Below are 14,972 nucleotides of genomic sequence, written 5' to 3'. Positions count from 1 at the left end.
TTGCATCTGCACGGAAGGAATTCATGGGCTACCTCGCTTTCGAACGAGGTAGCTCTTCTCATACCGTGGAAGCCTATGGAAGGGACCTCGAGCGCTATGTGAAGGCGCTCGAAGAGAAGGGCGTGACCGAGCCCGACGACGTGACCCGCCCTCTCATAGAGGAGCATCTCGAGCACCTTGCCGAGGAGGGCTATGCCCCGTCTTCAGTTGAGCGGGCGCTCTCTGCCATCAAGAGCTTCCACCGCTTCATGCTCCAGGAAGAGATGTCTTCTGTCTCTCCTGCAGCAGCACTGCCGCTTCCGAAGAAGGCAGAGCGCTTGCCCGATGTCCTGAGCGTCAGGCAGGCGCTCGCGCTTCTCGACCAGCCCTTCCCGAAGACGGCGGCAGGACAGCGCGACCGTGCCATCATAGAAGTGCTCTATGGGTGCGGCCTTCGCGTCTCGGAGCTCACGGGCCTCGATGTCGGGGCGGTATCGCTCGAGGACGAGGTCGTGCGTGTCATCGGCAAGGGAAGCAAGGAGCGGCTCGTCCCGCTCATGGGAAGCGCCCACGAGGCGCTTGCGGAATACCTCTCCGACTGGAGGGGAGAGCTCGTCTCTTCGAGAAGCGGCGCTGCGGTCTTCCTGAATGTCCGCGGCGGCAGGATCTCGCGGCAGTCCGTCTTTGCAATCGTCGAGCGGGCAGGACGCGTCGTCGGCATAGACGGCCTCCATCCGCATACCCTCCGCCACAGCTTTGCGACGCACATGCTCCAGGGAGGAGCAGACATCCGCATCGTGCAGGAGCTTCTGGGACACTCGTCGATCCAGACGACGCAGCTCTATACCCATCTCGACAGGAGCCATCTTCGGATGGCATACCTCTCGGCGCACCCCCGGGCGCGCAGGGAGCGGGAGCAGCCACACAATTCCGACAAATGACCGCCGAGCCGGGCGGTGCCATACCACGCCTTCGAGCTTCGGGTTTGTGGGGGCAAAAGAAAGAGACCGCTAGATGTTGTGGGGGTGCAGGCGCGTGTGCCTGCACCCCTTTTTATCTGCGGAAATGCAGTTTGGTGGGAGAAAGTGGGACAAAGGGTTGGAAAAGGGGGCATCGAGACGTTATAGTTGGATACACGCTTTGAGAGGGGACAGGCCGAGTCGTCGGGAGGTGGCAGATGTACCTGACGGGCGAGAAACAGCTCAAGCTCGATGCCAAGCTGCGTCTTACCCTGCCGGCCGACTTCCGCCGTCAGTTCGGCGACCGCGTCTGCCTCGTTCCTCTCAAGGACGCAATCTGGGGCTTCACTCCAGAAGGCCACGAGGCCTGGACCGCCTCCTATTTCCCGGATGGCTTCAATCCGAGGGACAGGGAGCAGGACAAGCTTCAGCGAACGCTCATGAGGAGGACCGTGACGGTGGACATCGATGCCGCCGGCCGTGTCGCGCTCAGCAAGGTTCCCGAAGAGAAGCTTGCGAAGCTCGGCATCTCCCGTGACGTCATGGTCATCGGCAACCGCGACCACTTCGAGGTCTGGGATTACCAGCACTTCGAGGAGCTCAACGCCGAGGACGATGACGACCTGGACGACCTCATGTTCGACTAGCCGGAAAGGAGCAGCTCCCGTTGAAAGTCGAATATCGGCATAATCCCGTCATGCTCTCCGAGGTGCTGGAGGCCCTGGACCCCCAGCCTGGAGAGGTTGTCTGCGACTGCACGCTCGGAGGAGCGGGGCACTCGGTCGCTCTGGCCGAGCGCATTGCTCCTACCGGCCTCTCGATCGGAATCGACCAGGACGATATGGCTCTTGCCGCCGCAGCGGAACGCTTCGGCCGCGAGGTGCCCAGCGCCCGTCATCGGTTCCTCAAAGGCAACTTCGGCGACCTCGACCAGCTTCTGGTCGAAGCCGAGGTGCCCGGCGTAGACTGCTTCCTCTTCGACCTCGGGGTCTCGTCGCCTCAGCTCGACATACCCGACAGGGGCTTCTCGTACCACGAGGACGCTCCTCTGGATATGCGGATGGATCCGAGGAACAACACTCTAACCGCACAAGAGGTCGTGAACACCTACAACGAAGCAGACCTCACCCGGATTCTCCGCAGCTATGGAGACGAGAAGCATGCAGCATCCATCGCGCGCCACATCGTGCGCGCCCGCGAGAAGGCGCCCATCGAGACGACGCTCGAGCTCGTGGAGATCGTGAAGGCAGCCATTCCTGCCCGCGACCGCCGCCATGGGGGACACCCGGCACGCAAGACCTTCCAGGCCCTGCGCATCGAGGTGAACCACGAGCTGGATGTGCTGGAGAGGGGACTGCGCGCTGCCATCCGCTGGGCCAATACAGGCGGCAGGATCTGCGTGATCTCGTACCACTCGCTCGAGGACCGGCTTACGAAGCATGTGTTCTCCGAGCTCTCTCAGGGGTGCATCTGCCCGCCGGACCTTCCGGTCTGCGTGTGCGGACATGTGCCGATAATCGAGGTCAAGACCAGAAAGCCCCTGGCCGCGACCGAAGAGGAAGTGCGCTCGAACCCACGGGCGCGCAGCGCTCTGATGCGCGTGGCAGTCAAGCTCGATGTCACACAGGCTCAGGCGCAGACCTGATGCTCACGGCCCCTCCGGACCGTCTGCATAGCACCCAACGCACCAAGGACGCAGCACCACCGCACCATAAACGAACCACAACGCACTACCAATGCAGACAACAGATGAGGGGTATTTCGGTATGAGGTATGAGTCCTCTGAGGCAGTCCGCCTCGACGGATATGATATGCGCTCGAACATGCGCGAGGCCTCGGCCAGCCCCTCTTTCGATGTATACGAAGGCGGCGGGCTCGATGCCCGCGTCCGCCAGGGCGTCACGCACCAGTTCCTCGTGAAGCTGGTCCGCGTCGCGCTTGTCGCGGCAGCCATCTGCGCGCTCGGCTTTGCCCGTGTTGCGATCTCGACGGCGACCGTCTCAGCCCTCCAGGCAAATGAGTCCCTCGAGAGCCAGGTCGGCGATGCCACGGCCCTCTACAACGACCTCAAGGCGTCGAAGTCGGCGCTGTCGAGCGTGTCGCGCATCGAGCGCATCGCGACACAGAACTACGGTATGGTCCTCGAGGACCCCGAGGTCATCTCTTCGACGGCATCCTCCTCTGATAGCGCTGCTGCCTCTTCGACCGATGGCACAGCATCCCTTTCTCAGACTGACGCAGAGACTGCGAATTCTTCGAATGTGGAGTAGGGGCGCGCTCCTTCTGGCGTAAGCTCATCCACATGGACAGACAAGACAGACACAGCAGAGCGAACGGCCCCGAGAGGGGCCGCTCGTCGTACGACGAAGTGGTCCAGAACCGCGAGGCGCGTGCCCGCAGGCGCGAGGAGCGCGCACAGCGCGAGGACAGGCAGTCCCGGCGGCATGGACACACAGACGGCGGCGGCATCCTCTCCCATGTGAAGGGCATGGATGGCCGCCTTGTCGCGGTTTTCTGCATCCTTGCTGCGCTTGCACTCGTCGTGTGCGGACGCCTCTTCTATCTCCAGATCCTCCAGGGCCCTGAGCTCACGCAGATGGCAGCAGACAGTCGCACGAACGAGATCACGCTCACGGCAAAGCGTGGCACGATCTACGACCGAAACGGCAATGTCCTCGCCATGAGCGTCGATGTGAAGACCATCTACTGCAATCCTTCGCTTATCAAGGACAAGGACCAGGCAGCTGAGATCATGGCAGAGACGCTTGGCGGCTCGAAGGACGACTATCTCGAGATCGTCGATGAGGATACGACGTTTGCCTATATCAAGAAGAAGGTCGACACGACGACCGCCTCGACGCTTGACGACAAGCTCGACGAAGCCGATATCGAAGGCGTCTATTTCCTCGATGACACGAAGCGCATCTACCCTTATGGCTCTGTCGCGGGACAGGTCCTCGGCATGGTCGGCTCGGATGGCCAGGGCCTCACAGGCCTCGAGCTCTACTACAACGATGTGCTCTCCGGCCAGGATGGCTCCATGATCATGGAGACAGGCGCTGACGGCACGCCTATTGCAGGCGGCGTCGCTGAAGTCACGAAGGCGACCGCAGGCTCCGATATCGTGATCTCGATCGATGTGAACATCCAGGAAAAGCTCGAAGAGGTCCTGACTGAAGGCACGGAGAAGGACAAGGCAGACTCGTCGTCCGCCATGGTGACAGACCCGAATACGGGAGAGATCCTGGCAACCGCATCGACCCCTCTGGCCGACCTCTCGGATACCTCCGAGCTCACGAACGAGGCGCTGAACCTGCGCATGGTATCGGACCTCTATGAGCCGGGCTCCATCTTCAAGATACTGACGATGGCATCCGGGCTGGTGCACGGGACGTTCAGCACCGATACGATCTTCAGCGTGCCGGTCCAGATCCAGGTCGGCGACGACTATGTCACGGATGCCATCACGCGCTACTCGACCGAAGACATGACGGTCTCGCACATCCTCGAGGAATCCTCGAATGTCGGTTCCATCCTTATGGCCCGTGCTGTCGGCGCAGAAGGCTTCTCCTCCACAGTGTCGAGCCTGGGCATTGGCCACAGGACCGGCATTGACTATCCCGGCGAGGCGACGGGCATGGTCACGGACTACGACAACTACACGTCGACGACGATGTCGGACATGGCATTCGGCCAGGGCCTGGCCATTCCTCAGGTGCAGATGGTCCAGGCTGTCGGTGCCATCGCGAACGGCGGATCGCTCATGACGCCACACTTTCTGATAGAGAAGGCCGGCGAGACCATGCAGTGGGACTCGAAGGGAACGGTCTGCACGCAGGATGTGACCGACCAGGCATCGAACGTCCTCGAGTCTGTCATCGAGAACGGCACGGCAAAGCATGCAGCCGTGGAAGGCTACAAGGTCGCCGCAAAGACCGGCACGGCACAGATGACGGAAGACGAGGAAGGCTACGCCGAAGGCAAGTACGTAAGCTCCCTTATCGGCTATGCGAATGCCGACGATCCTCAGGTGCTTGTCTATGTTGGTTTGAACGGCACGCCTTATCTTGCAGAAAGCTCATCAGCCTACATGTTCTCGAGTATCATGAGTGAGGCGCTTAAAGATATGGGAATCAAGCCCGTGTCCTAGAGGAGATACTGAAACAGCATGCTGAAAATGACGATTGACGAGCTGATCCACGCAACGGGAGCAGAGCTCGTGGCCGGCAGCCCCAAGCACACGTTCGAGGGCTGCGTGATCGATTCGCGCAAGGCACAGGAAGGCTCGCTCTTCGTGGCCTTCAAGGGCGAGAAGGTGGACGGCAACCTCTATGTGGCCAAGGCTCTCGAGGCGGGAGCTGCCTGTGCCGTGGTCACGGAGGAGCCGAAGGAGGACGCGCTCGCATATGCCCGCAAGGGAGGCTGCGCTATCGTCCGTGCGGCACATGACGACCCGGAGGAGTTCATGCTCCGCCTTGCCACCGCCTGGCGCCAGAAGCATCCTGACTGGATCGTCTGCGGTGTCACAGGCTCGGTCGGAAAGACCACGACGAAGGACATGTGCGCCGCGGCGCTCTCTGCCCGCTGGCGTGTCCACAAGACCGAAGGCAACTTCAACAACCTGATCGGCGTGCCCCTCACGCTCTTTGCCGCTCCTGACGATGCCCAGGCGCTCGTCGTCGAGATGGGCATGAACCATGCTGGCGAGATTCGCCGCCTGGCTGCAGCAGTGAGGCCTACCGTCGCTGTCATCACGAATGTCGGCACGAGCCATATCGGCAATCTTGGCTCGCGCGAGAACATCGCCCGTGCGAAGGCAGAGATCGTCTCCGGCATGAGGCCATCGGCTGAGACCTTTGCCGGCATCTCGCCCTGCCTTGTCCTCAATGCGACAGATGACTTCACGCCGTTCATCGAGAAGGGCTTTGCCCGTCCTGCCGGCCTTGAGGCCGTGAAGGTTGCCGGCAGGGAGAGCTCCTGCACCGCGACCGATGTCGAGCTCGACGAAGAGGGGCGCGCCTCGTTCACGCTCCATATGGAGGGCGGCTATACGCGCCCGGTCAGGCTCCGCATCCCGGGCAGGCATGCTGTGACGGACTTCTGCTATGCCATGGCAATCGCAGACCGCCTGCATGTGGACCGCGAGAAGGCGGCAGCTGCGATCGAGGGCCTCGAAGCCTATCGCATGCGCCTCGACGTGAAGGTCGCTGCAAACGGCGTCCGCGTCATCGACGACACCTACAACGCAAGCCCTGCATCCATGGCAGAGGCACTCGACGTCCTGCGCTCCATGAAGTGCGAGGGCAGGCGCATCTGCGTCCTCGGCGAGATGGGGGAGCTCGGTGCCGAAGCTGAGCGCCTGCATGGCTATGTCGGCGCCTACGTGGCAGCCGTGCGCCCCGACCTCTTCGTGACCATAGGCCACGACCTTGCGGCCGCCATGGTCGAAGGTGCCCGCACTATGGGCCTCTCCGAGGATGCCATCGCATCGTTTGCCACAGTCGGAGACGCCGCCAAGGCTATCGTGCCGGTTCTTGAGCCGAAAGATCTCGTCCTCGTGAAGGCATCGCGTGCCGAGGGACTTGACGCATTTGTCAGAGAGGTGCTTGCATAATGATTCTCATCGGTTCTGCTGCCTATCCAAGCTATCAGGTATTCCTGGCCTCCGGCGTGGCTGCGCTCCTCACGGGCATCCTCATGCCGCCCTTCATCCGCCTCATGAAGCATGAAGGGCTGGGACAGCAGGTGCGTGCAGATGGCCCGAAGCGCCATCTCATTAAGCAGGGCACCCCGACCATGGGCGGCATCATCATCCTGGCAGGCATCATCATCACGACGATTCTCATGGCACCGGGCTCCCCGAAGCTCGCTCTTGCCATCTTCGGCATGATCGCCACAGGCGCTCTTGGCCTCCTCGACGATATCGAGTCGGTTGCCCACAAGCGCTCGCTCGGCCTCACGCCGTCCCAGAAGATGATTGGCCTCACGATCATCTGCGCCATCTTCGGCATTGTCGCCGTGAACGTCTGCGGCATCGCCCCCACGATCGAGTTCCCGGGTGGAGCCACCATCGACCTCGGCGTCCTCACGACCACGATCAACGGCGTGCACATCCCCTGGCTCTATCTCATCTTCGTGTTCCTGCTCCTTGCCGGCTTCTCGAACGCCGTGAACCTCACGGACGGCCTTGATGGCCTGGCAGGCGGCACGGTGCTTGTCGTCATGGTCGTCATGGCCATGGTTGCCTTCAACGAGGACGAGCTCGGCCTTGCGGTCTTTGCAGCATCCATCGCAGGCGCCTGCGTCGGATTCCTCTGGCACAACTGCTATCCTGCCTCGATCTTCATGGGCGACACGGGCTCCCTTGCCCTGGGTGGCGCCTTCGCGTCCCTTGCCATCCTCACGAAGACCGAGATCTGCTCTCTTGTCATGGGTGGCCTCTTCATCGTCGAGGCGCTCTCCGTGATCATCCAGGTCGTGAGCTTCAAGACGCGTGGCAAGCGTGTCTTCCTCATGGCTCCTCTGCACCATCATTTCGAGAAGAAGGGCTGGAGCGAGACGAAGGTTGTCATCCGCTTCTGGATCGTGTCGGCGGCATTTGCGGTACTGGGCTTCGCGCTCTATTTCCAGCTCGGCTAGGAGGCTTTGGCGATGGCGAAAAATACGGAAAAGCTCGGACGTGTCCTCATCCTCGGTCTTGGCGGAACCGGTGCGGCAGTGGCGCGCTACTGCGCGAAGCGTCTCGGCGGCAGGGTGGAGTCTGTCACCATCGTAGGCGGCAAGGCAAGCCACGAGGGGCCGCTCGCAGAAGAGCTCCGCTCGCTCGGATGCACGGTCCAGCTTAGGACCGAAGATATCGAGGGTGCATACGACCTTGCTGTCGCCTCGCCTGGCATCTCCGAGTTCTCCTCCTTCTTCCAGACGGCGAAGGAGCATGCTTCCGAGCTCATAGGGGAGCCCGAGTTCGCCTATCGCGAGAGCCCCGAGAACTGGGTCGCCATCACCGGCACGAACGGCAAGACGACCACGACGACGCTCTCCTGCAGGTTCCTTGAGGAGGCTGGCATGCAGGCAGAGACCGTCGGCAACATCGGCACGATCATAACGAGCAGGCTCGACGAGAGACAGGAGGGCTCCTGGTTCGTGGCTGAGCTCTCGAGCTTCCAGCTTGCGACGACGAAAAAGCTCCACCCGAAGGTGGCAGTGCTCCTGAATGTCACGCCTGACCACATCGAGTGGCACAAGACGCTCGAGAACTATGCTGCCGCGAAGGAGAAGATCTTCCAGAACCTCGGAGAAGGGGACCTTGCGGTCATCTCTGAGGACGACGAATGGTGCCGCGCCATCGCAGGGCGTGTCCGTGCCCGTGGCGTCCGTGTCTGCTTGCTCAGCGTACAGGCGGAGCCGGAAGGCCCCGATGCCGCCTTCCTCAGGGGAGACGAGCTCATCGTGCGCCTGGGCGGTGCCGAGCACGATCTTCTGAGCCGCCAGGACATGGTGCTTGAAGGCATCCACAACGCCGAGAATGCACTTGCTGCATCGGCGCTGGCGCTCCATGTCGGCGTGCCGGTCGAGACGGTCAGACAGGGCCTCCGCTCCTTCCATGCCCTCGAGCACAGGATCGAGCCGTGCGGCGAGGCGGGAGGCATCCGCTTCGTGAACGACTCGAAGGGAACGAACACCGATGCGGTCGAGAAGGCGCTCGAAGCCTTCCGTCCGGGCCATATCGTGATCCTGCTGGGCGGCCACGACAAGGGGACCGACCTCACCTCGCTTGCGAAGAAGGTTGCAGCGCGCTGCCGCGTTGCCGTCTGCTACGGCGCTGCTGGTCCGAGGATCGCCGGAGCCATACGTGCGGCAGGAGGCACAGCCGAGGTCCTCGAAGAGCCGCATATGCGCGAAGCCTTCGCACGTGCCGTTTCTGTGGCCATCCCCGAAGACGTGGTACTGTTGTCACCCGCCTGCTCCTCGTTCGATGAGTTCCACAACATGGAGGAACGTGGCGAGCTATTCAAGAAACTCGCAGCCGAGTATTGTGCAGGAGTCCGAAGCTGATGCCAAGTGCCCAAGCGACAAGGAAACAGAGCCGGGAAACGTTTGCCGGCAAGCATATGCGCGCCATCAGGGGCGTGCCGGCACGGTTCATGGCACCAAGGCTGATCGTCATTGCCTGCTCGGTCTTCCTTGCCCTCTTCGGCCTCCTCATGATCTATTCGTCGTCGTCGATCACGGCGCTCAATTCTGCGTCCTTCGGCAACGATCCGACATACTTCCTCACGCATCAGGCCATCAACCTCGCTATCGGCACTGCGATGGCTGTCGTCATAGCAACGCGCGACTACCACTTCTGGGCACGCGGGCCGGTGTTCCTTGCGCTCGTCATGCTCGTCGTCCTTCTGCTCCTCCTCGTCGAGACGCCGTTTGCCGGTCAGGATGCCTATGGTGCAACGCGCTGGATTGCCGTCCCTGGCTTCGGCACGCTCCAGCCCTCCGAGTTCGCAAAGCCTGTCGTGATCCTCGCCGGTGCAGGCGCTCTTGCCCGGTACTATGAGGAGCATTCGATCGACCGCCAGGAGCTTGTCCTGCAGATTGGCGCGGGCATCATAGTGCCGCTTCTCCTCATCCTCTTGCAGCCTGACAAGGGCACGACCATCATCATCGGCGCCACCCTCATCGTCATGGCCCTCATTGCCGGCTTCTCGTGGAAGGTCGTCGCCGGCGCGTTCGTGGCGGGTGCCATCATCTTCGGCGTCTATTCCTATCTGGATGGCTATTCGAGGCAGCGAATCATCACGATGATGAACCCGTGGGAAGACCCCTACGGCTCCGGCTATCAGCTCATCCAGGGCTGGTATGCCTTCGGATCGGGTGGCCTCTTCGGTGTCGGCATCGGCTTCTCGCACCAGAAGTACGCCTATCTGCCCATGGCATACAACGACTTCATCTTCGCGATCGTGGGCGAGGAGTGTGGCCTTGTCGGTACCATCGGCATCGTCTGCATCTTCCTCCTTCTGCTCTTCGCGAGCTACAAGATTGCAAACTATGCGCCGGACCTTCTGGGGCGTCTCATTGCCTGCGGATGCTCGACGATCCTCGTCGTGCAGCTCTTCGTGAACATCGGCGGCGTGCTCGGCCTCATGCCCCTTTCAGGCAAGCCGGTTCCGTTCCTGTCGTATGGCGGCTCGTCGATCATGAGCTGCTGCATCCTTGTCGGCCTCATCCTCTCGGTATCCAGGTCCTCGATCCTGCCTGAGACCGAGCATGACCGTGCGCGCTCCCAGCTCCGTGTCGCAGATGGCACGGCAGCACGTGGCGGTACGGGTGTCGGCGAGGTCATGACAAGGTCGGAGAGCAGGGCACAGGCGTCTGCTCCGACGTTCAGGGTCGTCGAGGGCGGTGCTTCGGTACATGCCGAAGTCCGTGCCCACGCAGAGGCAAGGGCAGCGCGGCGTGCCTCTGAGAGCCGGAGCTCCCGCGATCTTATGGATCCGGCCTCTCGGCTCAGGCGTCCCGATACCGGGCCGCAGGTCAGAACGCGCACGCAGTCGCCCCATCTCAATCAGGAAAGCACCGGACGCAGACGTCCGAGGAGAGGAAGATAGCATGGCACTCAAGGTCGCACTTGCTGCAGGTGGCACTGCAGGACACATCAATCCAGCCCTTGCGCTTGCAGAGGAGCTCAAACGCCGTGGCCACGAGGTGAGCTTCTATGGGCAGCCGAACCGTCTCGAGGCAACGCTTGTGCCTGAGGCAGGTTTTGACTTTTTCCCGACGAGGATCTCGGGCTTTGACCGTGAGCGCCCCTGGACGCTCATCTCCGCATTCGTGAGGATGACAAAGGCAGAGCGTGCAATCGGCAGCCATTTTCAAGAGACGGGCGTGCCCGATGTCGCCGTGGGATTCGGCGCCTATGTCGAGATGCCGCTTCTGCGCTGGTGCTCGAGGCACGATGTGCCGGTCGTCGTCCATGAGCAGAACTCGGTGCCGGGCCTTGCGAACAAGATGTGCTCTGGATTCGCACGCACCCTCTGCCTCTCGCTTCCTGAGGCCATGCCTGCATTCGAAGGCAGGCTCGGCAAGGATACGAAGGTCGTCGTCACGGGCAACCCGGTAAGGCGCTCCGTCATCTCTGCGACGCGTACCGATGGCAGGCGTGCCTTCGGCGTGCCGGAAGATGCACGGATGCTCCTCGTCTTTGGAGGCTCTCTTGGTGCCCATCATCTGAACGAGGCGCTCTGCGAGATGAAGGATGAGCTCCTCTCGAGGAAAGATCTCTATGTCGTGCACTCGACGGGCAAGGATGACGCAGAGTTCGTCGAGAAGACGCTTGCCCTCACGCCAGAGGAGAAGAAGCGCTATCAGGTGAAGCCCTACATCTCGAACATGGGCGAGGCGCTTGCGGCAGCAGACTGCGTGATTTCCCGTGCTGGCGCCTCCTCGATTGCAGAGATTGCCGCCCTTGCGGTGCCAAGCCTGCTCATTCCGTATCCGAAGGCCACTGCCGACCATCAGACGACGAATGCGCACTATCTTGTAGATGCAGGCGCTGCACACCTGCTTCCGGATGCCGAGGTCGAGACCGAGCGCTTCCGCGAAGAGGTCCTGTCGCTTGTCGACAACGCGGAGGAGCGCGGAGCGATGAGGAAGGCAGCGGAAGGGCTCGGGCAGGCACATGCTGCTGCGGCCCTGGCAGACGAAGTGGAACGTGCTGCTCAGGCAAAAGCCTAGAGCATAGAAGAGTTTGGACGTCTTGAAGGAGAGACCAGACATGGCTGAAGGAACTTCCGCATTCAAGAGCGCGCATTTCATCGGCATCGGCGGTGCAGGCATGAGTGGCATTGCGCTCGTGCTGCATGAGCGCGGCTGCAAAGTGACCGGATCCGACCTCAAGGCATCGCGCTATGTGCGCGAGCTCGAGAACGCCGGCGTGAAGGTCTATGTGGGACATGAGGCAAGCACGATCGACGAGGTCGCACCTGACGTCGTCGTGATCTCCACAGCCATCCCGGAGACGAATCCGGAGCTTGTGCGTGCCCGCGAGCTTGGCATCCCCGTGTGGCCGCGCGCCCGCATGCTGTCGGCACTCTCTGATGGCGCCTGCACGGTCGCTGTTGCCGGAACCCACGGCAAGACGACGACCTCGTCCATGATTGCCACGATGCTCGACCGCATGGGCAATGATCCTTCCTTCCTCATCGGCGGCATCGTCGAGGGCTATGACACGAACGGCAGGAACGGCAACGGCGGCTACTTCGTCTGCGAGGCAGACGAGTCCGATGGCTCCTTCCTCTACCTCAACCCGAACATCGCCGTCATCACGAACATCGAGGAGGATCACCTCGACCACTACGGCACCCTCGAGAACATCGAGAAGACGTTCTGCAAGTTCATGAGCCTCGTGGGCGATTCCGGCACCATCGTGATCATGGGCGACAACCCGCACTATGTGGAGCTTGCCAAGTCGACCGGACGCTCTGTCGTGACCTATGGCTTCAAGCCGGAGAACGACTATGTGTGCGAGCCAGAGGATACGCACCATCAGCTCGAGAGCCACTTCACGGTGAAGACGCCCAAGGGCACGACAGAGAAGATCGTCATCCATGCGAACCCGGGCAAGCACAATATGCTGAACGCCACCGCATCGCTTGCCGTGGCCGATGTCCTCGGCTTCGACCTCGACGATGCAGCAAAGGCTCTCTCGAGCTTCCAGGGCGCTCGCAGGCGCTTCACGCATGTCGGCGACCGTGACGGCATCACCGTGATCGACGACTATGGACACCATCCCACCGAGATTGCAGCTACGCTCTCTGCTGCTGCCGATCTCGAGTTCAAGCGCATCATCGTCGTCTTCCAGCCGCACCGCTACAGTCGCACGCAGGCCCTGGCGCCGCTCTTCGGCACGGCCTTCGACAAGGCAGACGTCCTCCTTGTGATGGATGTCTTCTCGGCAGGCGAGATGCCGATTCCTGGCATCTCCGGCAAGACGGTCGCAAACGAGGTCCGCGAGCATGGCCATGTGGGCGATGTCGAGTATCTGCCGAACCGCAAGGAGCTCATCGAGCGCCTCGTCGAGATTGCACGTCCGGGCGATATGGTCATCACCCAGGGTGCAGGCGATGTCACGAGCATGGGCCCTGCATTCCTGAAGGCGCTTGCCGAGCGTGACGAGAAGGCAGAGCAGAAGGACTAGCAGCCAGGTCCTGAGCAGGGAAGAGCCAGGCCAGGAAGGAGGCACGTTCATGCCAAAAGGCCAGCGTCCCACAAAGAGGCAGGCGACGCCGCGCCAGAGCTCGAGCGTGCCTCAGATGAAGCGCTCTGTCGTGCGCGGAAGCGGCACGCCAGCCCGTGGCAACAGCGTCGTCGGCAGGTCGCTCAAGGACGAAACACGCCGCTCCAGAAGGGCAGCCAAGAATCCGAACAAGGTCGAGAAGGTCCCGACCTTCGGCCACAAGGTCAAGGATACCGAGGCGGCACCCGGACCGGAAAAGCATGTCGACCACCAGGAGCTCGTATCGCGTGTCGCCCTCTTCGGCGGCATCGCGATCGCTCTGGCATCGGTCGCCCTTGTCGTCTTCCTCCTGCTCTCCGTAAGTCCTGCCTTCATGATCACGGACATCGAGACGCAGGGCTCGGCCCATGTGAGCCAGGATTCCATTGCAAAGCTTGCCCAGATTCCTGCGGGCACGACGCTTCTCAATGTCGATGAGAAGGCTGTCGAGACGAACATCAAGAAGAACCCCTGGGTCGCCTCGATCAATATCGAGCGCAAGTTCCCCAATACGCTTTCGATCAGCGTGAACGAGCGCTCGGTCTCCGCCATTGTCCTCATGAACTCAGGAAGCGTTGCCTGGTATCTGGGGTCCGATGGCTGCTGGATAGAGCCGGTGACGCTCGACCGCTCGAGCGGACAGACCTCCGAGGAGGCGGCGCTGGCGCTTGCCACCTCGCAGAGCTGCATCCTCATCAGCAATGTCCCTGCCACGGTCCAGCCTGTTGCAGGCTCTGCTGCGACAGACGATGTGATCGTCGCCGTGAACACGTATCTCAACAGCTTCTCGTCCTCCTTCAAGTCGCAGATCGTGAGCTTCTCGGCAAGCACGATGGAGAGCCTCTCCTGCCTCCTCTCGAACGGTGTGGAGGTATCTCTGGGAGCCGCGACGAACATCTCTGCGAAGGAGACTGCCATCACGGCCATCCTCTCCGAGCATGCGGGCAAGGTCACCTATATCAATGTCCGCGTTCCTACGAATCCCTCGTACAGGAGCGTCGATTCCGACAAGGTCGGGCAGGGGACAGGCGTCACGGCTGAGACGGAGAACTCGGCGTCTTCTGACAGCGGCTCCACGAGCACGAGCGGAACGACGTCGACCGATACGTCGTCCACGACATCGACAGGCGCCTCCGGCACCACAGCGTCCGGTACGTCGTCGACGGATGCGACCTCTGGCACGACTGCAGGAACCTCGTCGGGCACCACATCGGGCACGGCATCTTCCGGCACCACGTCCTCTTCCGGAACGACCTCAGGTACGGCTTCAGGCACGACCTCCGGAATGACCTCTTCGGGTACGGCATCCTCGACCGGCACAGGGATGACGTCGTCCTCGACGAGCTCTGCGGGAGCCTAGAAGATCTAAGGAAATGAGCTATGAGAGGCCCGCTTCATCGAAGCGGGCCTCTCTTGTGCCTTCGGAGAGGCTGATCTCATCCCATCGAAGCCTCAGGCAGCTTGAGTGCTGGCAGAAAAGTCTCAAGGATAGAGGTAAGGCCGAGGGTCGGACTCGAGGGTTGAAGGTCGAGGAATGAGGATTCAAAACCCTAACCATCAAGTACTGCTTTAAGCTTATAACGCATGTAAATTGAGGCATCTACCTGCGCAATCCATATTTCTGACAAAAGTGTTGACGGAAGTTGGGGCGTTGTGCAAATATATGCCGCTTTAGATGAGGCGTTGAGCTTAACTTGAGGGTTAGGGTTTCTCCAACGACTTGCCGAAAGCTCGCAGCACCAAAGAAGGACACAGACACTCAAACG

12 protein-coding genes are annotated in these 14,972 nt (G+C 61.5%); all 12 read left to right on the top strand.

Going from position 1 to position 14,972, the window contains the following annotated elements:
* Positions 1 to 23 precede the first annotated feature (23 nt).
* The 12 genes from VXJ24_RS04920 to VXJ24_RS04865 all read left to right on the top strand — a co-directional run bounded on the left by VXJ24_RS04920 (position 24) and on the right by VXJ24_RS04865 (position 14,566).
* Positions 24 to 920 (top strand): tyrosine recombinase, encoded by an 897-nt coding sequence (locus VXJ24_RS04920; RefSeq protein WP_330971804.1) that lies wholly within the window; start codon positions 24 to 26, stop codon positions 918 to 920.
* A 236-nt stretch (positions 921 to 1,156) separates the two neighbouring features.
* Complete coding sequence (locus VXJ24_RS04915; RefSeq protein WP_330971803.1) at positions 1,157 to 1,585, top strand: division/cell wall cluster transcriptional repressor MraZ; 429 nt, start codon at positions 1,157 to 1,159, stop codon at positions 1,583 to 1,585.
* Positions 1,586 to 1,605: 20 nt separating this feature from the next.
* A complete protein-coding gene (gene rsmH / locus VXJ24_RS04910) occupies positions 1,606 to 2,583 on the top strand; it encodes a 16S rRNA (cytosine(1402)-N(4))-methyltransferase RsmH (protein ID WP_330971802.1) in 978 nt (325 codons plus the stop codon).
* Between the two features lie 121 nt (positions 2,584 to 2,704).
* Positions 2,705 to 3,208, top strand: coding sequence for an FtsB/FtsL family cell division protein (locus tag VXJ24_RS04905; RefSeq protein ID WP_330971801.1), 504 nt, complete (start codon positions 2,705 to 2,707; stop codon positions 3,206 to 3,208).
* Between the two features lie 32 nt (positions 3,209 to 3,240).
* On the top strand, positions 3,241 to 5,088 hold the full coding sequence (locus VXJ24_RS04900; RefSeq protein ID WP_330971800.1) for a peptidoglycan D,D-transpeptidase FtsI family protein: 1,848 nt from the start codon (positions 3,241 to 3,243) through the stop codon (positions 5,086 to 5,088).
* Positions 5,089 to 5,106: 18 nt separating this feature from the next.
* Positions 5,107 to 6,552 carry a UDP-N-acetylmuramoyl-tripeptide--D-alanyl-D-alanine ligase gene (locus tag VXJ24_RS04895; protein ID WP_330971799.1) on the top strand — a complete coding sequence of 482 codons (1,446 nt, stop codon included), beginning with the start codon at positions 5,107 to 5,109 and terminating at the stop codon, positions 6,550 to 6,552.
* Positions 6,552 to 7,577, top strand: coding sequence for a phospho-N-acetylmuramoyl-pentapeptide-transferase (gene mraY, locus VXJ24_RS04890; protein ID WP_330971798.1), 1,026 nt, complete (start codon positions 6,552 to 6,554; stop codon positions 7,575 to 7,577). The genes VXJ24_RS04895 and mraY overlap by 1 nt, the downstream gene beginning before the upstream one ends.
* 12 nt (positions 7,578 to 7,589) lie before the next feature.
* Positions 7,590 to 8,993: a UDP-N-acetylmuramoyl-L-alanine--D-glutamate ligase gene (gene murD, locus VXJ24_RS04885; RefSeq protein WP_330971797.1), complete on the top strand. Its 1,404-nt coding sequence runs from the start codon at positions 7,590 to 7,592 to the stop codon at positions 8,991 to 8,993.
* A complete protein-coding gene (locus VXJ24_RS04880; protein ID WP_330971796.1) occupies positions 8,993 to 10,540 on the top strand; it encodes an FtsW/RodA/SpoVE family cell cycle protein in 1,548 nt (515 codons plus the stop codon). The genes murD and VXJ24_RS04880 overlap by 1 nt, the downstream gene beginning before the upstream one ends.
* Position 10,541: 1 nt before the next feature.
* Positions 10,542 to 11,666, top strand: coding sequence for an undecaprenyldiphospho-muramoylpentapeptide beta-N-acetylglucosaminyltransferase (murG, locus tag VXJ24_RS04875; RefSeq protein WP_330971795.1), 1,125 nt, complete (start codon positions 10,542 to 10,544; stop codon positions 11,664 to 11,666).
* A 40-nt stretch (positions 11,667 to 11,706) separates the two neighbouring features.
* The gene (gene murC, locus VXJ24_RS04870) at positions 11,707 to 13,128 is read left to right on the top strand and encodes a UDP-N-acetylmuramate--L-alanine ligase (RefSeq protein WP_330971794.1); all 1,422 of its coding nucleotides are present in this window, start codon (positions 11,707 to 11,709) and stop codon (positions 13,126 to 13,128) included.
* 49 nt (positions 13,129 to 13,177) lie between these two features.
* Complete coding sequence (locus VXJ24_RS04865) at positions 13,178 to 14,566, top strand: cell division protein FtsQ/DivIB (protein ID WP_330971793.1); 1,389 nt, start codon at positions 13,178 to 13,180, stop codon at positions 14,564 to 14,566.
* The last annotated feature ends 406 nt before the right edge of the window (positions 14,567 to 14,972 follow it).

It is taken from the genome of Olsenella kribbiana (assembly GCF_036408795.1).
In the GTDB taxonomy this organism is placed as follows: Bacteria; Actinomycetota; Coriobacteriia; order Coriobacteriales; family Atopobiaceae; genus Olsenella_L; species Olsenella_L kribbiana.
The sequence above is the reverse complement of the archived record's forward strand: the minus strand, read 5'-3'. Positions and strand labels throughout refer to the sequence as shown.

Coding starts and splice junctions, on each gene's coding strand:
- VXJ24_RS04920 (WP_330971804.1), top strand. CDS start 24: ATGGGCTACCTCGCTTTCGAACGAGGTAGCTCTTCTCATACCGTGGAA.
- VXJ24_RS04915 (WP_330971803.1), top strand. CDS start 1,157: ATGTACCTGACGGGCGAGAAACAGCTCAAGCTCGATGCCAAGCTGCGT.
- VXJ24_RS04905 (WP_330971801.1), top strand. CDS start 2,705: ATGAGGTATGAGTCCTCTGAGGCAGTCCGCCTCGACGGATATGATATG.
- VXJ24_RS04900 (WP_330971800.1), top strand. CDS start 3,241: ATGGACAGACAAGACAGACACAGCAGAGCGAACGGCCCCGAGAGGGGC.
- VXJ24_RS04895 (WP_330971799.1), top strand. CDS start 5,107: ATGCTGAAAATGACGATTGACGAGCTGATCCACGCAACGGGAGCAGAG.
- mraY (WP_330971798.1), top strand. CDS start 6,552: ATGATTCTCATCGGTTCTGCTGCCTATCCAAGCTATCAGGTATTCCTG.
- murD (WP_330971797.1), top strand. CDS start 7,590: ATGGCGAAAAATACGGAAAAGCTCGGACGTGTCCTCATCCTCGGTCTT.
- VXJ24_RS04880 (WP_330971796.1), top strand. CDS start 8,993: ATGCCAAGTGCCCAAGCGACAAGGAAACAGAGCCGGGAAACGTTTGCC.
- murG (WP_330971795.1), top strand. CDS start 10,542: ATGGCACTCAAGGTCGCACTTGCTGCAGGTGGCACTGCAGGACACATC.
- murC (WP_330971794.1), top strand. CDS start 11,707: ATGGCTGAAGGAACTTCCGCATTCAAGAGCGCGCATTTCATCGGCATC.
- VXJ24_RS04865 (WP_330971793.1), top strand. CDS start 13,178: ATGCCAAAAGGCCAGCGTCCCACAAAGAGGCAGGCGACGCCGCGCCAG.